The 24,050-nt window shown below is 71.0% G+C and carries 21 protein-coding genes; 11 read left to right on the forward strand and 10 right to left on the reverse strand.

Features of this window, described 5'->3' with window-relative positions; all coding sequences use genetic code 11:
* Nucleotides 1–50: 50 nt before the first annotated feature.
* The gene (locus FFT10_RS00130; RefSeq protein ID WP_137730740.1) at nucleotides 51–854 is read right to left on the reverse strand and encodes a hypothetical protein; all 804 of its coding nucleotides are present in this window, start codon (nucleotides 852–854) and stop codon (nucleotides 51–53) included.
* A gap of 276 nt (nucleotides 855–1,130) precedes the next feature.
* A complete protein-coding gene (locus FFT10_RS00135) occupies nucleotides 1,131–2,339 on the reverse strand; it encodes a CaiB/BaiF CoA transferase family protein (RefSeq protein WP_137730741.1) in 1,209 nt (402 codons plus the stop codon).
* A 78-nt stretch (nucleotides 2,340–2,417) separates the two neighbouring features.
* Here FFT10_RS00135 and FFT10_RS00140 point away from each other — a divergent pair, with 78 nt between their 5' ends.
* From FFT10_RS00140 to FFT10_RS00170, 7 genes are all read left to right on the forward strand, one after another.
* Nucleotides 2,418–3,668 (forward strand): serine hydrolase domain-containing protein, encoded by a 1,251-nt coding sequence (locus FFT10_RS00140; RefSeq protein ID WP_373282446.1) that lies wholly within the window; start codon nucleotides 2,418–2,420, stop codon nucleotides 3,666–3,668.
* 5 nt (nucleotides 3,669–3,673) lie between these two features.
* Nucleotides 3,674–4,561 carry a DMT family transporter gene (locus FFT10_RS00145; protein WP_228026936.1) on the forward strand — a complete coding sequence of 296 codons (888 nt, stop codon included), beginning with the start codon at nucleotides 3,674–3,676 and terminating at the stop codon, nucleotides 4,559–4,561.
* Nucleotides 4,562–4,586: 25 nt separating this feature from the next.
* Complete coding sequence (locus FFT10_RS00150; protein WP_137730743.1) at nucleotides 4,587–6,035, forward strand: amidase; 1,449 nt, start codon at nucleotides 4,587–4,589, stop codon at nucleotides 6,033–6,035.
* A 92-nt stretch (nucleotides 6,036–6,127) separates the two neighbouring features.
* The gene (locus FFT10_RS00155; RefSeq protein ID WP_137730744.1) at nucleotides 6,128–6,526 is read left to right on the forward strand and encodes a GntR family transcriptional regulator; all 399 of its coding nucleotides are present in this window, start codon (nucleotides 6,128–6,130) and stop codon (nucleotides 6,524–6,526) included.
* On the forward strand, nucleotides 6,523–7,407 hold the full coding sequence (locus FFT10_RS00160) for an ABC transporter ATP-binding protein (RefSeq protein WP_137730745.1): 885 nt from the start codon (nucleotides 6,523–6,525) through the stop codon (nucleotides 7,405–7,407). The genes FFT10_RS00155 and FFT10_RS00160 overlap by 4 nt, the downstream gene beginning before the upstream one ends.
* Nucleotides 7,404–8,897 (forward strand): hypothetical protein, encoded by a 1,494-nt coding sequence (locus tag FFT10_RS00165; protein WP_137730746.1) that lies wholly within the window; start codon nucleotides 7,404–7,406, stop codon nucleotides 8,895–8,897. Before FFT10_RS00160 ends, FFT10_RS00165 begins: the two co-directional genes overlap by 4 nt.
* Before the next feature lie 119 nt (nucleotides 8,898–9,016).
* Nucleotides 9,017–11,080: a YncE family protein gene (locus tag FFT10_RS00170; RefSeq protein WP_137730747.1), complete on the forward strand. Its 2,064-nt coding sequence runs from the start codon at nucleotides 9,017–9,019 to the stop codon at nucleotides 11,078–11,080.
* Between the two features lie 16 nt (nucleotides 11,081–11,096).
* Here the strand turns inward: FFT10_RS00170 and FFT10_RS00175 are convergent, their stop codons facing one another.
* Both FFT10_RS00175 and FFT10_RS00180 read right to left on the reverse strand, forming a co-directional pair.
* Nucleotides 11,097–11,879, reverse strand: a complete 783-nt coding sequence (locus FFT10_RS00175) for an SUMF1/EgtB/PvdO family nonheme iron enzyme (RefSeq protein WP_137730748.1) — start codon at nucleotides 11,877–11,879, stop codon at nucleotides 11,097–11,099.
* The gene (locus FFT10_RS00180) at nucleotides 11,876–12,082 is read right to left on the reverse strand and encodes a hypothetical protein (RefSeq protein ID WP_137730749.1); all 207 of its coding nucleotides are present in this window, start codon (nucleotides 12,080–12,082) and stop codon (nucleotides 11,876–11,878) included. Before FFT10_RS00180 ends, FFT10_RS00175 begins: the two co-directional genes overlap by 4 nt.
* A gap of 104 nt (nucleotides 12,083–12,186) precedes the next feature.
* Here FFT10_RS00180 and FFT10_RS00185 point away from each other — a divergent pair, with 104 nt between their 5' ends.
* Genes FFT10_RS00185 through FFT10_RS00200 form a run of 4 tightly spaced genes read left to right on the forward strand, consistent with a single transcriptional unit; the run spans nucleotide 12,187 to nucleotide 16,565 of the window.
* Nucleotides 12,187–12,966: an SDR family oxidoreductase gene (locus FFT10_RS00185; RefSeq protein WP_137730750.1), complete on the forward strand. Its 780-nt coding sequence runs from the start codon at nucleotides 12,187–12,189 to the stop codon at nucleotides 12,964–12,966.
* 8 nt (nucleotides 12,967–12,974) lie between these two features.
* Nucleotides 12,975–13,736 (forward strand): VOC family protein, encoded by a 762-nt coding sequence (locus FFT10_RS00190; protein WP_137730751.1) that lies wholly within the window; start codon nucleotides 12,975–12,977, stop codon nucleotides 13,734–13,736.
* The gene (locus FFT10_RS00195) at nucleotides 13,726–14,931 is read left to right on the forward strand and encodes a CaiB/BaiF CoA transferase family protein (protein WP_137730752.1); all 1,206 of its coding nucleotides are present in this window, start codon (nucleotides 13,726–13,728) and stop codon (nucleotides 14,929–14,931) included. The genes FFT10_RS00190 and FFT10_RS00195 overlap by 11 nt, the downstream gene beginning before the upstream one ends.
* A 53-nt stretch (nucleotides 14,932–14,984) precedes the next feature.
* Nucleotides 14,985–16,565, forward strand: coding sequence for a long-chain-fatty-acid--CoA ligase (locus tag FFT10_RS00200; RefSeq protein WP_137730753.1), 1,581 nt, complete (start codon nucleotides 14,985–14,987; stop codon nucleotides 16,563–16,565).
* A gap of 16 nt (nucleotides 16,566–16,581) precedes the next feature.
* On the opposite strand, the gene FFT10_RS00205 is transcribed toward FFT10_RS00200, so the two are convergent.
* The 6 genes from FFT10_RS00205 to FFT10_RS00230 are packed head-to-tail and all read right to left on the reverse strand — an operon-like array spanning nucleotide 16,582 to nucleotide 24,043.
* On the reverse strand, nucleotides 16,582–18,129 hold the full coding sequence (locus tag FFT10_RS00205) for an eCIS core domain-containing protein (RefSeq protein WP_137730754.1): 1,548 nt from the start codon (nucleotides 18,127–18,129) through the stop codon (nucleotides 16,582–16,584).
* Between the two features lie 34 nt (nucleotides 18,130–18,163).
* On the reverse strand, nucleotides 18,164–19,150 hold the full coding sequence (locus FFT10_RS00210) for a Bug family tripartite tricarboxylate transporter substrate binding protein (RefSeq protein WP_137730755.1): 987 nt from the start codon (nucleotides 19,148–19,150) through the stop codon (nucleotides 18,164–18,166).
* Between the two features lie 38 nt (nucleotides 19,151–19,188).
* The gene (locus tag FFT10_RS00215; RefSeq protein WP_137730756.1) at nucleotides 19,189–20,685 is read right to left on the reverse strand and encodes a flavin-containing monooxygenase; all 1,497 of its coding nucleotides are present in this window, start codon (nucleotides 20,683–20,685) and stop codon (nucleotides 19,189–19,191) included.
* Complete coding sequence (locus FFT10_RS00220) at nucleotides 20,685–21,569, reverse strand: crotonase/enoyl-CoA hydratase family protein (RefSeq protein ID WP_137730757.1); 885 nt, start codon at nucleotides 21,567–21,569, stop codon at nucleotides 20,685–20,687. Before FFT10_RS00220 ends, FFT10_RS00215 begins: the two co-directional genes overlap by 1 nt.
* A gap of 34 nt (nucleotides 21,570–21,603) precedes the next feature.
* Nucleotides 21,604–22,794, reverse strand: coding sequence for an amidohydrolase family protein (locus FFT10_RS00225; protein ID WP_137730758.1), 1,191 nt, complete (start codon nucleotides 22,792–22,794; stop codon nucleotides 21,604–21,606).
* 13 nt (nucleotides 22,795–22,807) lie between these two features.
* A complete protein-coding gene (locus FFT10_RS00230) occupies nucleotides 22,808–24,043 on the reverse strand; it encodes a CaiB/BaiF CoA transferase family protein (protein WP_137730759.1) in 1,236 nt (411 codons plus the stop codon).
* Nucleotides 24,044–24,050 lie beyond the last annotated feature (7 nt).

The raw sequence follows: 24,050 nt of genomic DNA on the forward strand, positions 1-24,050 counted from the left end.
GCACGCGCCGCGGCGCGTGGGGGCTTGCGGTGGGCCGTCAGGCGGTCGGGTCAGAGCGTGGCCCAGTCATACATGACACGCTGCGGGGTGGCCCCGGCACCGGTGGTCAGCGCGAAGAAGTCGCCAGCGATGCTGGCGTTGTTCCCGCTCACCTGACCACGGTAGAACTGGAACGGCTGCGTGCCGAGCATGCGCAGGAGCACCAGCGAACCCGTCAGGTGCGCATAGTGTCCGAAGAAGCTGCCGCCATCGAGGGTGCCGGTCAGGTCGGCGCTGACGCAACTGAACCAGGATTGTGTGAAGTTCAGTGGCACCAGCCAGTTCTGGCCAAACTCGGCCGGGCGGTTCTTCACCTGGTAGCTCGGCGGCAGGCATGCGCGGTTGGCACTGCCCAGGGTGATGGCTGGTGTGCCGGTCGGCGCCGACAGCGGATAGCGGCTCGCCAGGAAGCTGAAGGCGTTTCGGCCGTGCGTCGCTCCCCAGGCCTGCGACAGCGCGTAGAAGGTGCCGCTGATGACCAGGCCCTGCCGGAACACCTGACCGATGAAGACCTGGCCGATGTTTCCGCCAACCTGCCGGACCAGCACCAGCTGCTGGGATGCGGCGCAGTAGTAGCCGCTCAGGACGTTGTTGTTGTCGTACATCCTGCCGGCCATGAAGCCGTTGGCCAGGTTTTGCAGAGACATCCGGCCCGCATGTCCGTTGGCCAGGATGTCCCAGTCGCCTGCCAGGTCCGGCAGCACGCTCTGGGCGCCAGCAGGCAGGCTGGGTGCCAGCAGGCTGGCAAGACCGGCCGTCAGCACGGCTCGACGTTGCAGGCCGTGACCAGGGGCGGGATGGACGGAACTGAACATGGCGGACTCCTCGCGGTGCAGAGCAGCGATGCGCTCTGGGTTGCAGTCGGCAGCGCCGACCGGGACGGGACAGGTGGCGATTGCAGAGTAGGCTTCCCTGCGTCACGCCAGCGTCACGCGTCCCGCGTCCACACGCCCCGATCGGGGCGCAATGGATGCACCTGCCAGGACGGCATCCACCATCTGGAGGACGCCCCGTTGAAGGGGCACGCATGCGGCGCCTTGGTCCGGCTGCGGCGCCTCCCGCCGCGCAGTTCCCGCGCGTCAGCGCCGCTGTCAGACCACGTTCTGCGCCCGCAGCGTGGCGATCGCATCGGCGCTGTAGCCCAGTTCGCCCAGCACCGCGTCGGTGTGCTCGCCGATGGTGGGCGCACGCTGGCGCGGCACGGCCTGGGTCTCGCTCAGCCAGATCGGCACGTTGGCCACCGGCGCCGGCACCCGCAGGCCGGGGTACATCACCGGCTGCATCAGGCCCAGCGCCTGCACCTGCGGATGGTCCAGCGCCTGCTGCGGGCTGAGCACCGGCGCGGCAGGGATCATCGCCGCGCCCAGGGTGTTGACCACGGTGTCGGTGTCGCGCGGGCGGCACCAGCGGGCCATGCGCTCGCTGAGGATGTCGCGGTGGATGCCGCGGGATTCATCGGTGGCGAAGCGCGGGTCGGTCAGCCAGTCGGGGTCGCCGGCTTCGGCGGTGGCGGGGTCGGCCGCCATCAGCTTGGCCCAGCGGCGGTACAGCGGGTTGCCGGTGACGGCCAGCAGGATGAAGCCGTCGGTCACCTCGAACACGTCCACCGGGGCCGAGGTCTGGCCGCGGTTGCCGGTGGGAACGCGGTTGACCTGGGCCACATGCTGCTCGATCAGCGTGCCGTTGGTCACCGCCAGGGCCGTGGCGAGCAGGGCGCCGGTCACCATCTGGCCGCGGCCGGTCTTGGCGCGCTCCATCAGCGCGGCCATGGTGCCGAAGGCGCAGTGCAGCGCGGTGCCGAAATCCACCCAGTTGGCGGCGGCGCGGGTGGGCCTGCCCGGGTCGCCGGTCATGTACATCGCGCCGCTCATCGCCTGGCCGATGGTGTCGAAGCCGACGTTCTGGCTCATCGGCCCCACCGGGCCGTAGGCGGTGTTGGTGACGAAGATGATGTCCTCGCGGTAGCCCTTGAGCGTGGCGTAGTCCAGGCCCATCTGCTTCAGCGTGGCCGCCGGCAGGTTGGCGATGACGATGTCGGCGCCCTTGACCATCTTCGCTACCACCTCGCGGCCGCCGGGGCTGGCCGGATCGAGCGTGATGCTGCGCTTGTTGCGGTTCATCTGCAGGAACAGCGAGCCGGCGCCCTCGGCCAGCGGGGCAGTGAAGCGGTCTTCGCTGCCGTCGCGTTTCTCGATGCGGATCACGTCCGCGCCATACTCGGCGAGCATCGCCGCGCAGTAGGGCCCGGCGATGTAGCGCCCGAAATCGAGCACGCGGATGCCTTGCAGGAGTGGAGCCATCGTGACAGTGCCTGGTGGGTTGCGGTGCTGAAATCATCGGATCAATGGGCCCCGCGCCCTGCCACCCCGGAGACAAGCTTGACGACATCCGCCACTGCGTCCGCCACCCAGCAGGGCATGTGCCCGACCCGCCTGGCCCGCATCGACAGCTTCCTGCAGAGCCGCTACATCGACACCGGCAAGCTGCCGCATGCCCACCTGGTGGTGGCCCGCGGCGGCCAGGTGGTGCACCGCAGCCTGCTGGGCCAGGCCCGGCTGGCCACGGCCGACGCGCCAGCGCTGCCGATCGCCGAGGACAGCCTGACCCGCATCTACTCGATGACCAAGCCGATCACCAGCGTGGCCTTCATGATGCTGGTGGAAGAGGGCAAGGTGGCGCTGGAAGACCCGGTGCACCGCTTCATCCCGGGCTGGAAGAACCTGGGGGTGTATGTCAGCGGCGCGCCGGGCATGTGGATGACGAAGCCGACCGAGGCGCCGATGCGCATGGTCGACCTGCTGCGCCACACCGCCGGCCTGACCTACGGCTTCCAGAACCGCACCAACGTGGATGCCGCCTACCGCAGCGGCAAGGTGGAGCCGTTTGCGCAGAAGGAGGGCCTGCAGGGCTTCATCGACGCGCTGGGCAAGGTGCCGCTGGAGTTCTCGCCGGGCACGGCCTGGAATTACTCGGTGGCCACCGACGTGCTGGGCTACTTGGTCGAGGTGATCTCGGGCCAGAAGTTCGAGGATTTCCTGCAGCAGCGCATCTTCGGGCCGCTGGGCATGGTGGACACCGCCTTCCATGTCAGCGAGGACAAGCTACACCGCTTCACCGAGTGCTACACCATCGGCGGTGACGGCAAGCTGGCCGCCGCGGTGCAGGGCTGGCCCACCTTCAAGACCGCGCCGGCGGCGCCCTCGGGCGGCGGCGGCCTGGTGTCGACCATGGCCGACTACCTGCGCTTCTGCGAACTGCTGCGCCGCGGCGGTGAACTGGACGGCGTGCGCCTGCTGGGCCCCAAGACGCTGCGGCTGATGCGCAGCAACCACCTGCCGGGGCAGAAGGACCTGAACGACGTCTCGGTGTCGATGTTCGCCGAATCGATCTACGCTGGCGTGGGCTTCGGTCTGGGCTTCGCGATGACCACCGATGTCGCCAAGACCGGCCTGGCCGGCAGCCTGGGCGAATACTGGTGGGGCGGCATGGCCAGCACCGCCTTCTGGATCGACCCGGTGGAAGACCTCAGCGTGGTGTTCTTCACCCAGCTGATCCCGTCCAGCTTGTACCCGATCCGCCGGGAGCTGCGCACCCTGGTGAACGCGGCCATCGTCGACAGCAAGGCTTGAGCGCCGTGCCCCTGGCCGGTGCCGTGGCCGATCCGCGCACCCACGCCCTGGCCCTGGCGGCGGCCGCGCTGGCGGCCGCCTGCTTCATCGGCATGGACAGCACCGCCAAGCTGCTGGGCGAGCGCTATGGCACCACGCAGGTGACGTTTCTGCGCTTTGCCATGGGTGCGCTGTATGCCGTGCCGTTGTGGCTGTGGCGGCGCACGCCGCTGCCGGCGCGGCCGCAGTGGCGCTGGCATCTGCTGCGCAGCGGCCTGCTGATGGTGGCGCTGCTGACCTGGTTCTATGCGCTCAAGCAACTGCCGCTGGTGCAGGCGGTGGGCGTGGGCTACACCGCGCCGCTGTTCATCGCGCTCCTGGCGATGTGGGTGCTGCGCGAGCGGCCATCGCGCTGGATCTGGGCCGCGCTGGCCGTCGGCGCGCTGGGCGTGGGCGTGGCACTGTGGCCCGAGCTGTCGGCCACCGATGCGCCGGGCAGCGAGGCCCGGCTGTGGGGCATGGCCGCGGCCGGCGTGTCGGCCATCACCTATGCCGGGGTGGTGGTGGTGGCCCGCCACCAGGCCCAGCATGACGCGCTGTGGACCATCCTGCTGGTGCAGAACCTGCTGCCGGTGCTGGTACTTGCGGTGCCGATGGCCTGGCTGTGGCAGCCGATGCTGGCCAGCGACATCCCCATCCTGCTGCTGATGGGCGCGCTGGCCACCGGCGGCCTGCTGTGCATCACCTGGGCCTTCTCCCACATCGAGGCCAGCCGCGCCGCGCCGGTGGAGTACACCGGCCTGGTGTGGGCGGCGCTGCTGGGCTTTGCGGTGTTCGGCGAGGTGCCGACGGTGTGGAGCCTGAGCTCGGCCGCGCTGATCACCCTGGGCTGCCTGCTGCTGGTGAGACGGTAAACCTTTGAATCCGGAGACGTTCAACATGACCCATCTGCACTTCGAGAGCGCCACCCGCCTGGCCCAGCGCATCCGCGCGCGCGAGACCAGCGCGCGCGACCTGCTGGAACACTTCCTGGCCCGGGTCGACCGGCTGAACCCGGCGCTGAACGCGGTGGTGGTGCAGGACCGCGCTGGCGCCCGTGCTGCGGCCGACGCGGCCGATGCCGCCCAGGCCCGCGGCGATGCGCTGGGCCCGCTGCACGGCGTGCCGATGACGGTCAAAGAGAGCTACGACCTGGCTGGCACGCCCACCACCTGGGGCATCCCCGAACTGCGCGACAACACCGTCCACACCGACGCACTGGCCATCCAGCGCCTGAAGGCGGCCGGCGCGGTGGTGTTCGGCAAGACCAATGTGCCGATCCGGCTGGCCGATTTCCAGAGCTACAACGCGATCTACGGCACGACGCAGAACCCGTGGAAGCACGGCGCCACGCCAGGTGGATCTTCCGGCGGCAGCGCGGCGGCGCTGGCGGCCGGCCTCACCGGCCTGGAGATCGGCAGCGACATCGGCGGCAGCATCCGCAACCCGGCGCACTACTGCGGCGTGTTCGGCCTCAAGCCCACCTGGAACCTGGTGCCGATGCGCGGCCATGCGCTGGGCGGCGTGCTGACGCCCACCGACATCTCGGTGATCGGACCGTTGGCCCGCTCGGCGCACGACCTGGAACTGGCGCTGCACCTGCTGTTGCCGCCCGACGTGATCGAAGCCCGCGGCCTGCGGGTCGATCTGCCCGGCCTGACCGAGCCCACCCGCGCGCTGCGGGTGGCGGTGTGGCGCACCGATGCGCTGTGCCCGGTGTCGGCCGCGGTGCAGGCGCGGGTGGACGCGGTGGCCCGGGCGCTGGCCGGGCAGGGCGCCCAGGTGGACGATGCCGCCCGTCCCGGTTTCGAGGCGGCGCACAGCCATGCGGTGTTCCAGGGCCTGCTGCAGGCGGCGATGAGCGTGCGCTTCCCCGATGCCGACTTCGCCCAGCTGGTGGCCGAGGCGGCCGCGCTCGATCCGGCCGACCAGGGCCCTGCAGCCCAGGTGCTGCGCGCCCAGACCATGCGCGCCCGCGACTGGCAGCGCCTCAACGAGGCCCGCACCCAGATCCGCTGGGCCTGGCACCGCTTCTTCCAGCAGTGGGATGTGGTGGTGGCGCCGGTGATGTCGACCACGGCCTTTCCGCAGGACGAGCGGCCGTTCGGTCAGCGCAGCATCGGTGTGGACGGCCAGAGCCTGCCGTACTTCAGCCAGATCTTCTGGGCTGGCCTGGCCGGTGTGGCCCAGCTGCCGGCGGTGGTGGTGCCCGGCGGCGCGGCGCCTGACGGCCTGCCAGTGGGCGTGCAGCTGATCGGTCCGGCCTACGGTGACCTGCGGATGGTGCAGCTGGCCCAGCGGCTGGAGGCATTGGGCTTCGCCTTTACGCCACCGCCCGGCATGGCCTGATCCGTCTGCTGCGATCGCGCCGGGGGCAGCCGCCCCTGGCCTTGTACTCGAGTGTCTAGGTGTACTATAGTAGTGGTACACATAGACACCCGATGGACGACGATTTCGCCTTCAGCATCCAGACTGGGTCGGCCGAGCCGATCTACCGGCAGCTGATCGACCATGTCCGCCGCCGGGTGGCAAGCGGCCAGATCAAGGCGGGCGACGAGATCCCCTCGGTGCGTGAGCTGGCCCAGCGCCTGGCCGTGCACCCGATGACCATCAGCAAGGCCTACAGCCTGCTGGAGGCCGAAGGCCTGCTGGAGCGCCGCCGCGGCCTGGCCATGCGGGTGGCCGCCCAGCACCAGGCCGCCCGGTCGACCGATGAGCGCATCACCTTGCTGCGCCCGGCGCTGGCTCGCGCCGCTGCCGAGGCGCGGCAACTGCAACTGCCGCGGCACACCGTGCTGCAGCTCTTCCAGGACATCCTCGACGAGGACGACACGCCATGAATGCTCACCTCCTGGCCACCACCACGCCCACGGCCGATCTGCGCGGCCTGCAACTGGCCTACACCGGCAGCGCGCCGGTGCTCGACCAGCTGGACTGGCAGCTGCTGCCCGGCCAGGTGGTGGGTCTGCTCGGCCGCAACGGCGCCGGCAAGACCACCTTGCTGGAGACCCTGCTGGGCCTGCGCACGCCGCAGGCCGGCGCGGTGCAGCTGTTCGGCCAGCCGGCGGGGCAACTGGACGATGCCGGCCGCGCCCGCATCGGCTATGTGCCACAGCACAGCGACCTGTTCGAGGCCTTCACGTCGGCTCAGCTGCTGGACTACTTCCGCAGCTTCTACCCGCGCTGGAACACGGCCAAGGTGGAGGGTCTGCTGTCGCGCTGGGACATCGACCGCCACCGCCGCATCAGCAAGCTCAGCGGCGGTCAGCAGCAGCGGCTGTCGATCATCCGCGCGCTGGCGCACGACCCCGACCTGCTGGTGCTGGACGAGCCGGTGGCCAGCCTCGACCCCGCCGGCCGCCGCGACTTCCTGCGCGAGTTGGTGGAGCAGGTGCTGGAGCGCGGCACCACGGTGGTGTTCTCCACCCACATCCTGTCCGACCTGGAGCGGGTGGCCTTCCACATGGCGTTCCTGCGCGGCGGACGCATCGCGCTGCAGGCGCCGCTGGACGAACTGCTGGACGAGGTGCGCCAGCTCACCGGCCCCACCGCCGAGGTGCAGGCCCTGCTGCAGCGGCTGGGTGCCAGCACCTTGAAGCGCACCGCGCTGGCGGCCGGGCAGGAACGGGTGCTGGCCCGGCTGCCGGCCGGTGCCCAGCTGCCCGCCGGCACACGCGCCGAGGTGGTGACGCTGGAAGACCTGTTCATGGAGCTGACATGACGCCGACCGCCTGGCAGCAACAGGCTGTGCGGCTGCTGCAGGCGCCCTGGCAGTGGCGTCGCAACGATGGCCGGCTGTGGGCCCTGGGCTTCTACGGCCTGGTGCTGGGCCTGCTGCTGGTGCTGCCGGCGCTGGCGGCCCTGGTGTGGCTGCCGCGGCCAACGGACTGGGCCGCGGTGGCCGGCCTGGCCTGCCTGGCCCTGCTGCTGCTGTTCGGCGTGCAGTTCGGCGCGCTGCTGCGGCTGGACCATCCCCATGCCGCCCGCCTGGTGCCGGGCCACCCCGCTGCGCTGCGTTGCACCGCCGTCGGCCTGTGGCTGGGGCTGGTGCTGATGGCGGGCTGCGCCACGGCCACGGGCGCGTTGCTGCTGGACCGGCCGGCAGCGGTCTTTGGCGTGGGCGTGGGCCTGGCGCTGTCGACGGCCATGCTGTTCGTCGCCCTGGCCGTGCGCTGGTGGTGGGCCTGGCTGGCGCTGTCGGTGGCCGGTGGCCTGGGCGGCTGGCAGCCGTGGTCGGGGCTGGTCGCCCAGGCCCTGCGCGGGCTGCAACAGGCCTGGCTGGCCCAGCCGCTGGCGGTGACGGTGGGCGTGCTGCTGCTGCAGGGCCTGTTGCTGTGCAGCCTGTTCGGCCGCGGTGATGCCCGCCATGTCCGAGCCCACGGCCAGCGTGAACGCATGCGCCGGATCATGGTCGCCGGCGCGGTTGGTCAGAAGCCCACGCTGGCCGCCTATGGCCGCTGGGGCGAGTGGCTGGGCAGCCCGGCGCAGCGGGTCGCCGATGCCTGGCTGGCCCATGTCTGCCGGGTGGCGCAGCCGCGCACCGGCAGCGTGATGGCGCGTGCCGAGATCGTGCTGCACGGTGCCCAGCACTGGGTGCGCCAGGTGGGCACCGTGCTGCTGGTGCAGGGGGCGCTGTTGCTGTGTCTGGCCCTGGTGGTGCGGCACACCGGGGTGGCGCCGGTGCAGTTACTGGAGCACGGGCAGGTCGGCATCGCCATCGGCATGGCCAGCATGGCGATGACGGCGGTCGTCAGCCTGCCCGGCGCGCTGTGGACGTCACGGCGCGAGCAGGCGCTGCTGATGCTGCTGCCCGGCATGCCGCAGGGCCGGGCGCTGAACCGTGCGCTGGGCTGGCGCCAGCTGCGCCATGCCCTGGCGCTGTGGGCGGCGCTGCTGCCGCTGGTGCTGTTGGCGGCCTGGGTCGGGCAACTGCTGCCGGTGCTGGCCTTCCTGGCCATGGTGCCGCCGCTCAGCGCCTGGCTGTGGCGCGATGCCGCGCGCCTGCGTGCCGCGTCGCCCACCGCGGCCATGCTGCCGATGGGGCTGTGCCTGGCGGGCGGCGTGGCCTCGCATGTGCTGCTGCGTTCGGTGCCAGAGGCCTTGCTCCCATGGGCTCTGGCCATGGCGTCGTTGACGGCCGGCCTGATGGGCTGGCGCTGGCGGCTGCTGCTGCGCCTGCCGCAGGCACTGCCAGCCGGCCGCCTGGCCTGAGCCACCGCGCCGGCCCGGGTCCGCCGGTCCGCCGGTGAGGGGACGGCTCCACCGCGTTGCGGATCGTGCGCGGCGCAGGCGCTGCCTAGAGTGGTTGCACCCACTCCAGGAGACGCCCCATGCCCACCATCGACACCCTCGCCACCGGCCTGGCCGGTGCCATCGGCAGCCACTACCACGGTGCCAGCAACCGGCTGTACTTCGTCGAGTACGGCGGCAAGCTGTCGTGCCACGACTTCGTGCGCCAGAGCGCCGCGCTGCTGGTCAGCAATGCCACCCGCACCTTGAAGGGCACCTGGCTGATGGACCTGGACACCGGCGCGATGGTGGCCGGCGTGGCCCCGGCCGACATCTGGTGGGAGCAGATCGACGGCGTGCGCCGCCGCATGGTGCCGCGCAACGGCGCGCGCATCGCCTTCCTGGGCGTGATGAGCACCACCCAGTTCAACGCCCTCACCGCCACCCAGCTGCAGGCGCTGAGCTACGGCACCACGCCCATCGTCGGCGACAACAACGCCGCCAACCAGCTGGTGCCCGGCGCGGTGTTCGCCGTCACCACCAACGGCGGCAATGTCAGCAAGGTCCGGGTCACGGCCTACGGCTATGACATCAAGCTGCGCATCACCACCTGGCGGTTGAATCCCGCCTACCGGGTGCTGGGCACCGGCTACCTGGAGCCCGAGGATGTGAAGGTCAGCGCCGACGGCCGCTGGGCCTGGATCACCGAGCGCGGCGGCCGGCTGCTGAAGGTGGCGCTGATCGGCGCGGCGCCGCCCCACCGAGCCATGGCCACCGAGGTGGCCGGCGGCCTGTCCATGCCGCACCAGATCTCGCTGCACGAGGACCGCGGCATCGCCTACGTGGTGGAGTTCGGCAACCCCGGCCACCTGGTGCGCATCGACCTGGCCAGCGGCACCAAGACCAACATCGGTTTCGGCCTGGAGCGGGCCATCGGCCTGCTGATCACCAGCGACCACAAGCATGCCTATGTCAGCGAGCAGGCGGCCAGCGGCGGCCGGGTGCGCCGCATCAGCCTGGACAGCGGCACCGCCGAGGCGGTGGCCAGCGGCTTCACCGCGCCGTTCATGATGGCCTTCAACGATGCGTCGGAAAGCGCCATCCTGCTGGCCGATCGCGACCCGGCCAACCGCGTGGCGCTGATCGACCTGAGCGTTCGGCCGGTGGTTTCGCGGGTGGTGGCCAACCCGGTGCCGGCGCGGCCGTCCAGCGTGGCGGTGGTGGCCGGCAGCAAGCTGCTGATCTGCAGCGACACGGTGCTCAGCAGCACCGAGCTGGCCGCCGGCCTGCTGACCGGCACCGGCCCGCTGCTGCTGGGCGTGGGCCATGTGCCGGTGGACCGCATCGTCGGCGGCTATGCCGACACCACCGGCGACCCCGGCTACTTCTTCCAGGTGCGGCATGCGCCGTTCGGTGGCGCACTGCCGCTGATGTTCAACCACCAGCGCGCCCGCGCGCTGGGCGCCACGCTGTACAAGGTGCTGATCGACGGCGTGGAAACCCACGCGCCCTGGGGTGACTACCGCTGGTCGGCGGCGCTGAACCGCTTCGACTACGTGCCGATCACACCGAACGCCGGCGGCTTCTACCCGGTGCGGGCAGCCGGCGAGCTTTGGTACAACGCCTGGCTGGGCCTGGTGCGCGACACCGGGGATCTGCCCGACGGCAACCACACCATCGAGTTCCGGCTGTTCAATGCGCTGTCTTTGCCCATCGCCACGACGGGGCTCACCAGCAGCGTGGTGCTGCGCATCGACAACGCCGTGCCCACCGCCACCATCCACACCATCAGCCAGGCCGGCACGCCGGTGGGCAACTGCGGCATCGTCACCAGCGGGCCCGACAGCTTCCGCTTCGAGATCACTGCGTTCGATCTGCAGCAGCACCTGCTGAGCTGGAGCCTGGTGGCCAAGTGGGGCGACAACCAGAGCAAGCTGGTGGCGCAGGACAGCTATGCCAACCATGTGTCGCCCAGCAAGCTGTGGGGCGGGCTGTCGGTGGCGATGGTGCCGGCCGCCGGCTGGGCCTCGTTCGTGCCGGGCGACCCGACCAGCAAGCGCTGTGCCCACACCTTCGAGCTGACGGTCTGGGACCGGGTGATCAACGGCTGGGGCTACATCCACCAGAGCGGCGCGCACCGGTCGATCACCATCATGCTGCCCTGAGCGGAAGCGCGGCCGGTCAGCGCACGCAGCGGAAGCCGATGTACACCACCGTGGTGTCGGCCGGCTTCGATTGCAGGTGGTCGGCGCGCATCTGGGCTGCGCCGTACCACCAGCTGCCGCCGCGGGTGCGGCGCTCGGCGCTGCCAGCGCTCTGGCCGGGCGCGCCGGGCGGCTCGTCCACCCATTCCCAGGCATTGGCGCCCATGTCGTGCAGGCCGTTGACGCCGGCCGGCGTGCTGCCCGCCCGCACATGGCCGTGGCCGCGTGACAGCGCCGCGCCATGGGCGATGGCGCGTGCCTGCGCGGCCGGGCCGCAATCGGCCAGGCACTGCGCGCCGGCCGGGCTGGTGCCGGTGGGATAGGGGTAAGTGGTGCCAGTGGTGAACGGTGGCGGCGGCGCTGCGCGCTGCTCGGTGTAGGCGGCGCGTTGCCACTCCGCGTCGGTCGGCAGCCGTCCGCCGGCCCAGCGGCAGAAGGCCTGGGCTTCGTCGAAGGTCAGGTGCACCGCGGGTTCGTCGGCCGCGGCATCGCGCGGGCCGCCGAACGGCCGGCGCCAGGTCCAGCCGGGCTTCTGCACCCAGCCGGCCTCGTAAACCTGACCGCCGCCGGCACGCTCGGCCGCGCTGGTGAAACCGGTGGCCTGGGCAAAGCGGGTCAGCTGGCCCACGGTGGCTTCGGTGCGGGCGATCTGCAGGCCGGGCAGGACCTGCCAGTCGATGCCGGCGGGGTTGGGCTGCGCCGCGGCCGTGCCTGCCAGCAGCGCCAGGACCAGCGCACGCACCAGGTGGACTGGCGTCATGGGCCGGCGTCCAGCGCCGGTGGCTGGGTCAGGTCGGCGTCGACGTTCATCAGCACGCTGGCCAATGACAACGTGCGCCACAGCGGCTCGGGCATCGCCAGGATGGCCTCGGGTGTGCGTGCACGACGCACCCAGTCGGCGATGTCGGCATGCTGCTGCCGGGTGAGCAGGCGGCGGGTCAGCATTTCGTCCAGCGTGTTCATGCCAGCAGTCTCCGCGATGACAGGCCCGGATCAGGCTGGCTTGCATCATGCCAGCGCCCCCGGCGGCCGGCAGCGCGCGCCGCAACAACCCCAAGGAGACACGCATGCGAGACCTCACGAACAAGGTGGCCTGGATCACCGGCGCCGGCAGCGGCATCGGCGCCGGCACGGCGCTGGCCTATGCACGCGCCGGCATGCGGCTGGTGTTGTCTGGCCGCCGCGCCGCCGAACTGCAGGCGGTGGCCGACCAGGTGGCGGCCATCGGCCGCGAGTCGGGCAATGGCGCCAGCGCCCGCGTGGCGCCGCTGGACGTGGCCGATGTGGCTGCCGTGCAGGCGGTGGCCGCCGGCATCGCCGCGCAGGAGGGCCGCATCGACGTGCTGGTCAACAGCGCCGGCCTGAATGTGCGCGAGCGCAACTGGAAGCACCTGTCCACCGCCGGCTGGGACCAGGTCGTGCGCATCGACCTGGATGGCACCTTCTACTGCTGCCACGCGGTGCTGCCGATGATGCGGGCGCAGAAGGACGGGCTGATCGTCAATGTGTCCAGCTGGGCCGGGCGCTTTGTCGGCACCATGACCGGGCCGGCCTACAGCGCGGCCAAGTTCGGCGTCAACGCGATGACCGAGAGCCTGAACATGGAAGAGTGCATCCACGGCATCCGCGCCACCGCGGTGTGCCCGGGCGAGGTGGCCACGCCCATCCTGGACAAGCGGCCGATCCCGGTCAGCGCCGAGGACAAGGCGAAGATGGTGCAGTCCGAGGACTGCGGCGAGCTGATGCTGTTCCTGGCCCGCATGCCGGCCCATGTGTGCCTGAACGAGGTGACGATCAGCCCGACCTGGAACCGCATGTTCGTGGCCCAGGCCGCCAACATCCCCTGAGGACAGCCATGGCCATACCGTTGCGTCTGCGCCAGGTCTGCCTGGCCGCCCCCCGGCTGGAGCCGGTGCTCGACGATCTGCAGGCGATCCTGGGCCTGCAGGTCTGCCACCGCGACCCCGGCCTGATCGCCTACGGCCTGGAGAACGCGCTGCTGCCGGTGGGCACCGATTTTCTGGAAGTGGTGGCGCCGGTACAGGCCGACACCGCGGCTGGCCGCTTCATCCACCGCACGCGCGGGCATGGCGGCTACATGGCGATCTTCCAGTGCGACGACCCGAAAGCAGGCCAGGCCCGCGCCGCGGCGCTGGGCGTGCGCACCGCGCACGAGATCGACCGGCCGGGCCATTACCTCAGCGTGCAGCTGCACCCGCGGGATTGCCGCGCTGCCTTCATCGAGCTGGGCCACAGCCCGGGCGGCGACGACCGCCAGACCGGCACCTGGTGGCCGGCCGGCCCGCACTGGCAGGCCGGCCAGCGCACCGATGTGACCCGCCGGCTGCTGGGCATCGTGCTCGAAAGCCCCGAACCGGCGGCGCTGCAGGCGCACTGGGCGCGGATCCTGGGTCTGCCGGACGACGGCCAGCCGCTGCAGGCGGACGGCACGCAGATCCACGCCGAGCCCGGCCCCGCCGATGCGCTGGGCGCGGTGGTGCTGGCGGTGGCCGATGTGCCGTCCGCGCTGGCCCGCGCCGTCGACCGCGGCCTGTGGGTGCAGGACAGCAGCTTCCACCTGGCCGGCGTGCACGTCCGGTTGCAGCATGGCGACTGACCCCACGCCTGGCCCCGCCACCCAGGCGCCGATGGCCGGCCTGCGGGTGGTCGACCTCAGCACCGTCGTCTTCGGCCCCTACTGCACCCAGACCCTGGCCGACCTGGGTGCCGACGTGGTCAAGATCGAGCCGCCCGAGGGCGACATGGTGCGGCTGATCGGCACGCCGGCGCACACGCCGGGCATGGGCCCGGTGTTCCTGCGGCTGAACCGCGGCAAGCGCTCGGTGGTGTGGGACATGAAGACCGACGCCGGCCGCAGCGCGCTGCAGGCGCTGATCGCCACCGCCGACGTGCTGCTGCACAACATCCGCCCCGAGGCGGTGGACCGGCTGGGCCTGGGCTACGACGCGGTGCGCGCGCTGCGGCCCGACATCGTCTATGTGCACTGCACCGGCTTCGGGCTGGACGGGCCGTATGCCGGCCTGCAGGCCTACGACGACGTGATCCAGGCCAGCACCGGCGCCGCCTCGCTGCTGCCGCGGGTGGACGGCAACCCGGCGCCGCGCTACCTGCCGATGCTGTTCGCCGACAAGGTGTCGGGCCTGCATGCCACCTACGCGGTGCTGGCCGCGCTGCTGCACCGCCAGCGCACAGGGGCGGGCCAGTTCGTCGAGGTGCCGATGTTCGAGGCGCTGGCCAGCTTCAACAGCCTGGAGCACCTGTGCAACCAGGCCATGCTGCCGCCCACCGGCGGCTGGGGTTACGCCCGCCAGCTCGACCCCGACCGCCAGCCGATGGCCACGTCCGATGGCTGGATCTCGGTGGCGCCGTATGTCGATGCCCGCTGGCAGCGCTTTTTCGACGCGGTGAACCGCCCCGATGTGTTCCAGCGCCCCACGCTGGCCGACAAGGACCTGCGCCGCACCAACATGGCCGAGATGTACCGCGAGATGGCGGCCATCCTGCCCAGCCGCACCACCGCCGACTGGCTGGCGCTGTTCAAGCGCATCGAGGTGCCGGCGATGGCGGTGCAGACGGTGGGCGACCTGCCGGCCGACCCGCACCTGCAGGCGGTGGGCCTGTTCCAGCCGCGCCAGCATCCCACCGAGGGCGGCTACCTGGGCGTGCGCCAGCCGGTGCGCTTCGGTACCAGCCAGCTGCCCACGCCGGGCGATGCGCCGAACCTGGGCCAGCACAGCGACGAGCTGCTGCGCGAACTGGGGCTGACCCCAGCGGAGCCGCCGCCCACTTGACGCAAGACGGGCCGGGGCGCCGCCACCACCATGGCGCCAACAGGAGACGATGCATGCCGGGCACCACCTTCAACACCATCGTGCAGCAGCAGGCGCGGGCCCAACCCGACGGCCTGGCCTACCGCTGCGGCGACCAGCGCTGGACCTTCTCCGACGTCGACCGCAGCACCAACCGCATCGCCAACGCGCTGGCTGTTGCGGGCGTGGCGGCCGGCGACCGGGTGGCGGTGCTGACCAAGTTCCACATCGAATCCACGCTGCTGACCCTGGCTGCCGCCAAGCTGGGCGCGGTGTGCATGCCGGTGAACTGGCGCCTGGCGCCGGGCGAGGTGCAGTACATCGTCGACCACGGCATGGCCAAGCTGATGCTGGCTGACAAGGCCTTCCTGCCGCTGGTCGACCGCGCCGCCATGCCGACGCTGCAGCAGGTGCTGGTGACCGACGGTGCCCACGATGGCCACCCCGGCTTCCACGACTGGTACGCCGGCGCGTCCGACCAGTTCCAGGCGGTCGACGCCAAGCCCGACGACCCGATGCTGCAGCTGTATTCCAGCGGCACCACCGGCCTGCCCAAGGGCGTGGTGCTGTCGCATGCCGGGCTGATCTTCAACTGCCAGCTCGGCACCCTGGTGTGGGATGTGACGGCCGATGCGGTGGTGGGCAATGCGCTGCCCACCTTCCACATCGCCGGCGCCAACATGGGGCTGTTCCCGCTGTATGCCGGCGCCACCGGCAGCAGCTACCCCGATTTCGACCCCGCCGGCTTCATCGACGCCATCGGCCGCCACGGCATCACCCACAGCTTCCTGGTGCCGGCGATGATCCTGTTCATGCTGCAGTCACCCAAGGTGAAGCAGGGCGACTACCGCACGCTGCAGCTGATCTCCTACGGCGGCTCGCCGATCAGCGACCGGGTGCTGACCGAGGCCATGGCCACCTTCCAGTGCAGCTTCATGCAGGTCTACGGCCTGACCGAGATCGCCGGCTCGGCCACCTTCCTGCTGCCTGAAGACCATGCGCCCGAGGGCCCGAAGGCCAAGCTGCTGCGTTCCGCCGGCAAACCGGTGCCCGGTGCGCGGGTGCGCATCGTCGACCCGGTGACCCTGGCCGACCTGCCGGAGGGCCAGACCGGCGAGGTGCTGATCGAGTCCCCCGGCAACATGCTGGGCTACTGGCGCAACCCCGAGGCCACGGCGGCCGCCTTCCCGGAGGGGCGCAATGCCAACGGCGGCTGGTTCCGCTCGGGCGACGGTGGCTACATGGTCGATGGCTATGTCTACATCAACGACCGCATCAAGGACATGATCATCTCGGGCGGCGAGAACATCTACCCGGCCGAGATCGAGAACGTGCTGATGAAGCACCCGTCGGTGGCCGACGGCGCAGTGATCGGCGTGCCCGACGACAAGTGGGGCGAGAGCGTCAAGGCCTGCGTGATCCTGCGGCCTGGCGAGCAGACCGGCCCGGCCACCGAGCGCGCCATCATCGACTGGATGCGCGAACGGCTGGCGCACTACAAGTGCCCCAAGAGCATCGACTTCGTCGAGGCGCTGCCGCGCAACCCCAGCGGCAAGCTGCTCAAGCGCCTGCTGCGGGCGCCGTACTGGGAAGGCAAGGCGCGCAGCGTGAACTGAGCGCCCGCGCCGGCGCTCAATCGGGCGCCGTGTGCGTGAAGTGGTTGCCGCCGACGTGGTAGACCATGAGCGGGGCGCCGGTGCCGTCGAAGTCCTCCGGCGGTGTCAGGCCCTCGTACATGACGGTGATCGCGTTGTCGATCTGCAGTGCGTCGCGGATGGCGTCGATCACCAGCGGGCTGGCCAGCAGCATCTCGCCGTAGTTGTTCAGCGCGCCGCGGATGGCAATCAGTTCCTCCAGCGTGGCCGTGCGGCCGAGTGCCGCCATGGCCACCGCATTGATCAGGCAGTTGTTCACGCCCAGCAGCAGCTGGGCCTCGGCCTCGACCGGGTTGCCCTTGTCAGGCAGACGGCTGACCTCGGTGCCGACGCTGCGCAGCACGGCCTGTTCAACCAGCGCCATGAACTTGGTGGCCGTGTCGCCGCCGCCGATGCCGATGCTGAAGCCGGCCTCGCCCTCGGACTCCGACTTGATGCCGATGGCACTGGGCGAGGTGCCTTCGGCGGTGTTGCACAGCGGGAAATCGGCATTGCCCATGGCCTTGGCCATGGTCTTCAGTTTGGGCGTGCGCTCGTCGGTGGCCGGCAGCGCCAGGCGAGGCCCGAACAGGCGCAGCTCGGCGCCGGGTTGGAGCTGGAACTCCACCATCACCTTGGCGTCGGCGCTCTTGCCCAGGAAGTACTTCAGCGCTTGCTTGAAGTCGCCGATGTGGCCACCCACCAGCACGCTGTGATCGCCCTGGTCCAGCTTCTTCCAGTCGGCCACCGACATGGTGCGGTACAGCTTGAGCTGCTGCTTGTCCGGCAGCTTGGGGCGCGGTGCGTTGGCGGCGCGCTTCCAGCCGTACTCGGTCATGAAGTGTTCCTGCAGCGTCAGTGGCTGGTCGGATGTCGACTTGGTCTCCAGGTCGTAGGCCAGCTCGATCAGGAACTGCGTCAGGTCCGCGAAGTCCTCGCCGCTGGCGGAGAACAGCTGGCTGGCCAGGGCCTCCACCCGCTTCGCGCCATGGACCTGGATGTAGGGTGCCAGGGCTTCCGTGAACTCCTTGTTCCGCTTGGCTGCCGGCAGGTTGCCGATCCTCTGCTTGCCCAGCCGCAGATCCCGCAGTTGGATGGGCGCCTCCACTCCCGGGGGCTGCGGCCAGCTCGGCTGGCGCATGCCGCGGGCCGGTGCCAGCGGGCCACTGCTGGCCAGGGCGCCCATCAGGTCGGCCTCGGCCTCGAGGCTGGCGTCGCGCTGCGGCCCCGATGCCGGGGCCGTTACCCGGCCCTGGGCCTGCTGCACCACATGCCAGGCCTCATGCGGCAGCTGCTGCGCCTGGCCCGGGGCCAGGTGGATCTCCGGGCCCTGGGCGAAGGCCTGTGCCGCCAGCGCAGCGGGCTGCTTCGAATCACGGTGCACCCGCACCGCCTGAAGGGACAGGCCCGACAGGGCCTCCAGGCCCGCCCGCAGGCCGGGCGGCAAGCCGGGTGCCGGCAGCGCTGCCGCGGGCGGCCGCTCCGGGGATCGACGTGGCCCGGCGCCATGGCGCGGCGGGCTGGCCAGAGGCATCTTCTGCGACATGGAATCCCTCCTGCGGCCGAATGGTACCTGCCGGTCAGCCTTCCAGCGGCACCTTGGCCTGCTTGATGGCCTGACCGAAGGCGCCCAGCTGCTGCTGGATCAAGCGGCTGAAGTCCTCGGCCGGGCCGGGCCGCAGGGCCAGGCCGGCCTTGTCGGCCGGGCCGCGCAGGTCAGGATGGCCGATACCCTCGCGCAGCGCGCGGGCCACCGCGGCCGACAGCTCGGGCGGCGTGCTCGACGGCACCACGAAGCCACCCCAGGGCACCACGTTGACCAGCGGCATGCCGGCCTCGGCGATGGTGGGCACATCGGGGTAGGCCGCGCTGCGTTCGGACAGCAGCACCGCCAGCGGGCGGAACTTGCCATCCTTCAGCAGCGCCGGCATCACCGCGGGTGAGGCCCACATCATGTGCACTCGGCCGCCCACCATGTCGACCACCGCCTGCGACTCGCCCTTGTAGGGCGCATGCACCAGGTCCACCCCGGCCGAGGTGGCCAGCTGCGCTGCCGCCAGCAGCGCGGTGGAATTGCCCGAGCCGTAGCTGTAGGTGGCCGGGCGTGATTTCACATGGGCCAGCACCTCGGCCAGCGTCTTGCCGGGCAGGCTCTCGTGCACCATCAGGTAGAAGCTGAAGGTCATGAACTGCGTCAGCGGGGTGAAGTCCTTCAGCGCGTCGTAGCCGGGGTTGCGCCGCACATTCGGCACGTAGCTCAGCGCCGAGGCCGTGGCCAGGTACAGCGTGTGGCCGTCGGGCGCGCTGCGCAGCAGCTCCTGCGCCGCCAGGGCGCCATCGGCACCGGGCTTGGGCTCCACATTGAACGGCTGCTTGTGGGTGGCCTGCAGTATGGCCGCCAGGTTGCGGGCGATCACATCGGTGGCGCCGCCGGCGGTGAACGGCGTGAGGATGCGCACCGGCTTGGTCGGCCAGGCCGGCTGTGCGGCCGACAGGCCGGGCAGCAGCAGGGCGGAGGCGCCCAGCAGCAGCTGGCGGCGGGAGGGGACGGGCAGGGTGTGGGGCATGGCAGACGCGGGGGGTGGTGGAACGGTGGGTCAGTGGATCAGAGGAACTGCAGGCTGCCGTCGTCCAGATCGGCCTGCGGCAGGGTGTGGCGTTCGCTGGCGTAGTCCTGGGTGTGCAGCCAGGGCGCGCGGTCGCCCTGCTGCGGCAGCAGGGCCACACCGCGCTGCATGTAGCCGGCGCTGAAGTTGTCGGCGGTGATCCAGGGCAGGCGGGCCATGTCGGCATCCTGCGGGCGCAGCACCGGCTGCACCACGCTGGCGCCGCGGGCGTCCATCTGCTGCAGCAGGCGGCACACCAGGTCGCCCATCAGGTCGGCGCGCAGCGTCCAGCTGGCGCGCAGGTAGCCGAACACCCAGGCCAGATTGGGCACGCCGGTGAACAGCGCACCGTTCCAGGCCACGGTCTGCGCAAAGTCCAGCGGCCGGCCATCGATGCTGAACTGGATGTCGCCCAGCACGTTGAGGTGGAAGCCGGTGGCGGTGACCACCACGTCGGCCTGCAGCAGCGCGCCCGACTGCAGCTGGAGGCCGTCGGACGTGAAGGTCTCGATCTGGTCGGTGACCACCGCCGCCTGGCCGCTGCGCACCGCCTTGAACAGGTCGGCATCGGGCACGAAGGCGATGCGCTGCTGCCAGGGCCGGTAGCGGGGGTTGAAGTGCTGGTCCACCAGGTGCGCGTGCGCCGGGCCCAACGCGGCGCGCACGCCGGCCAGCAGTTCCTGCCGCACCACCTCGGGCTCGGCCTGGCAGCGGCGGATGAAGTTGGCCTGGTCGAACAGCACCTTGCGGCGCACGATCTCGTGGGTCCAGGCGTCGGGGATCTCCAGCTGGCGCAGCGTGTCGGCCAGCTCGTTGGCATTGCGGCCGGTGATGAAGAAGGTCGGGCTGCGCTGCAGCATGGTGACATGGGCGCACCGGTCGGCGATCGCCGGGATCAGCGTGGCCGCGGTGGCACCGGAGCCGATCACCACCACGCGTTTCCCCGTCAGGTCCAGGTCGTCGGGCCAGGTCTGCGGGTGCACCACCCGGCCCTGGTAGCGGTCCATGCCCGGCCAGGACGGCGTGTAGCCCTCGCCGTGGCGGTAGTAGCCCTGGCACATCCACAGGAAGCGGGCGCGGACCTGCACCGTCTCGCTGCCGGCGCCATCGGCTGCGGGCCGGGTGGCCGTCACCGTCCAGCGCTTGGCCGTGCTGTCCCAGGCCGCCGACTGGATGCCGTGGCGGTATTGGATGTGGGGCGCCAGGCCGTGTTCGTCGATCACCTCGCCCAGGTAGGCCAGGATCTCGGCCGCGGTGGCGATCGGCTTGCCCATCCACGGCTTGAAGCGGTAGCCGAAGGTGAACAGGTCGCTGTCGCTGCGGATGCCGGGGTAGCGGTGGGTGCGCCAGGTGCCGCCGAAGCCGTCCTGGCTCTCCAGGATGGCCCAGGTCTTGCCGGGGCACTGCTGCTGCAGGTGCACCGCGGCGCCGATGCCGGAGATGCCGGCACCGACGATCAGCACATCGAGGTCTTGCACGGGCGACGCCATCGCCATCACTTGAACTCGGGTTCGTCCCACCAGGGGAAGAAGTCGGGCATGTCGGTGCTGACCTTGTTGGGATAGACCGGCGTGCGCTTCTCCAGGAAGCTGCTGACGCCCTCGCGCGCATCGGCCGACTGGCCCCGCGCCTGGATGGCGCGGCTGTCGACCTGGTGGGCCTTCATCGGGTGGTCCTGCCCGGCCATGTGCCACAGCATCTGGCGGGTCAGCGCCACCGACACCGGCGCCGTGTTGTCGGCGATCTCGCGGGCCAGCGCGCGGGCGGCCGGCAGCAGTTCATCGGGCGCGTGCAGGCTGCGCACCAGGCCGCGGTCCTTGGCTTCCTGGGCATCGAAGACGCGGCCGGTGAAGCACCACTCCAGCGCCGTCTGCATGCCCACCAGCCGGCCCAGGAACCAGGTGGACGCTGCCTCGGGCGTGATGCCGCGCCGGGCGAACACGAAGCCGAAGCGCGCGGTGGTGCTGGCCATGCGGATGTCCATCGGCAGCTGCATCGTCATGCCGATGCCCACGGCCGCGCCGTTGATCGCGCCGATCACCGGCTTGAGGCTCTTGAAGATGCGCAGCGTGGCGATGCCGCCGCCGTCGCGGTAGATGCCGTTGACCTTGTACTTGTCGCGCGCCGATTCACCGCGCGAGTCGTAGTCGAAGGTCTTGCCGCCAGCCGACAGGTCGGCCCCGGCGCAGAAGGCCCGGCCGGCGCCGGTGATGATGACCACGCGCACATCGTCGTTGCGGTCGGTCTCGTCGAACACCGCCACCAGGTCGTCGCGCATCTGGGTGGTGAAGGCGTTCATCTTCTCGGGCCGGTGCAGGGTGACGGTGGCGATGCCGTCTTGCACGTCGTACAGCAGGGTCTCGTAGGTGGGCAGGGCCATGGGGTGGTTTCTCCAGTGTGCGTGGGAAGGGAAGTCAGGCGGCCTGCAGGTGCTTCGGCCGGCGCAGATGCGGCGCCAGCCCGGCGCCCATCAGGTCGATGAAGTTGTCGGCATAGAAGCGCCGGCGGTCGGCCTCGGGCGTGCGGGCCAGCGATTCGTCGAAGCGCTTGAGCGGCGCGCGGCCGCCTTCCACATGCGGGTAGTCCGACGAGAACAGCGCCACCTCGGGGCCGCTGTTGGCGATGATCCAGCCGGCGTCCTCGTGCGGATAGGGCGTGACCCGCAATTGCCGGCGCACGATCTCGCTGGGCAGGGCGCTGAGTTGCTGCAGCCGCGTCTCGTTGCGGCGGAAGGCATGGGCGGCGCTGTCCATGGCCCGCATCCAGCCCGGCACCCAGGCCGCGCCCAGCTCGATGGCGCCCCACTTCTGCCGGGGGAAGCGGTCGAACACGCCGTCGAAGATCAGCGTGGCCAGGGTCTGCATCACCGCGCTTGGGATGGGCATGTAGCTGACCGAGGTGAAGTTGTCGTCGCCACCGTGGAAATCGGGCACCGGCGGGCCGCCGTTGCGCTTGTAGACCGGGTTCATCTTCTCCTCGCCGCCCACATGGAACAGCACCGGGATGCCGGCCTCCTGCGCCTGGGCCCACACCGGGTGCAGGCCAACGTGGCTGGGGCTGTGCCGCTGCGGGCAGGCGCTGGGCACCATCAGCGCCTTGGCGCCCAGGCGGATGGCCAGGGCTGCGGTGGCGGCGGCGCGGTCGAAGTCTTCCAGCGGCACGTAAGCGGTGGCCAACAGGCGCTCGTCGACGCTGCAGAAGTCGGTGAGCATGCGGTTGTGGGCATCGGCGGCGGCGTAGCACAGCGCCATGTCGTCGCCCTGGTCCAGCCCGAAGTTGCTGAGGCAGAAGGTGGTGAACACCAGCTGGCTGGCGAAGCCCAGCAGGTCCAGCGCCTCGGGCCGATCAGCCCGCAGGAAGGCGCCGTGCGCCTCGTGGTTCTTGCGCAGCATGATGTTCGGCGCCACCGCGGCGCGGAAGGCCGGGTCGGCATGCGCCTGGGGCGAGCGGCCGGGGCGCAGGCCGCGCGCCAGCTGGGCCTGGTAGCCGGCGCTGGCGTGGTAGCGGGCCAGCAGGGCGGTGTCGAAATAGGCATCCAGGCAGTCGTCCAGCTCCATCAGGTGGCTGTCGGCATCGTGGATCAGGCGGCCGTTGGCATAGGTCATCGTGTGTCTCCGGTCACTGCACCACGCCGCTGTGCAGCAGGTGGGCGATCTGTGCATCGTCGTAGCCGGCCTCGGCCAGCAGCGTGCGGCTGTGTTCGCCCAGGCCCGGCGCCGGGCCGGGCGGGCGTGGGGTGCTGCCGTGCAGCAGGATCGGCGCGGCCACCGTGGTGCCCGCACGGTGGCCGTAGGGCACCAGGGCGCCGGCGGCGCGCATCTGTTCGTCGTCGTCCATGTCGGCCAGCGTGCCGACCACGCCGAAGGTGATGCCGGCTGCATCCAGCTTGCGCCGCCAGGTTGCCAGGTCGTGGCGGGCGAAGGCGGCGTCGAACTGCGCGACGATGTCCGGCCCGTGCGCCTCGCGGCTGGCGGCCGTGGCCAGGCGCGGGTCGTCCTGCAGGTGGTCCAGATCCAAGGTGTGCAGCAGCGGCCCCAGCTGGCGCGGCTCGTTCAGGATCACCATGCTCAGCCAGCGGCCGCAGCCGGCCTGGTAGATGTTGGACAAGGGGTTGGTGGCATGGCTGCGCGGCAGCCGCTGCGGATAGCGGGCCCCGGCCAGCTGCGCCTGCACCTGGATGGCGTTGGACCACAGGCCGTTGGCCATCAGCGAGGTGCTGACCAGGCCGCCGCGGCCGGTGCGCTCGCGCCGGTACAGCGCGGTGGTGATGGCGGCGAACAGCGTCACCGCGCTGGGGTGGTCGCCCATGCCGGGCACGGGCCGTGTGGGCGGTGCGGTGTGGTCGGCGCGCACCAGGTCCATCAGGCCGGCGCGGGCCCAGTAGGCGGTGACGTCGAAGCCGCTCTTGGGGGCTTCGGGCCCGGTCTCGCCGTAGGCCGTCATCGATGCCACGACCAGCCGCGGGTTCAGCGCCAGCAGGGTGTCGGCATCGATGGCCAGCCGTGCGCGCACCGGCAGCGGCAGGTTGGTGATGAACACGTCGGCCTGTTGCGCCATCCGGTGCAGCACCGCCTGGCCGGCAGGCTGCTTCAAATCGAGGACGATGCTGCGCTTGTGGCGGCTGTTCAGGTCCCAGACGAAGTTGTTGTCGGCCGCCACCGAATCCGCCAGGCAGCCCACCCGCTGGGACAGGGTGCGGTGCGGGTCGCCGCCGGGCGGCTCGACCTTGACCACGTCGGCACCCAGGTCGGCCAGCAGGGTGGCGGCTACCGGCGCGGCGATGAAACTGGCGCAGTCGATCACCTTCAACCCCTGGAAGGGAAGGGGCTCGTCGGTGCTGGCGGCTGCGGTCACATCGGCT

Origin of the sequence: Pseudaquabacterium pictum (genome assembly GCF_005403045.1) — a bacterium.
Lineage (GTDB): Bacteria > Pseudomonadota > Gammaproteobacteria > Burkholderiales > Burkholderiaceae_C > Pseudaquabacterium > Pseudaquabacterium pictum.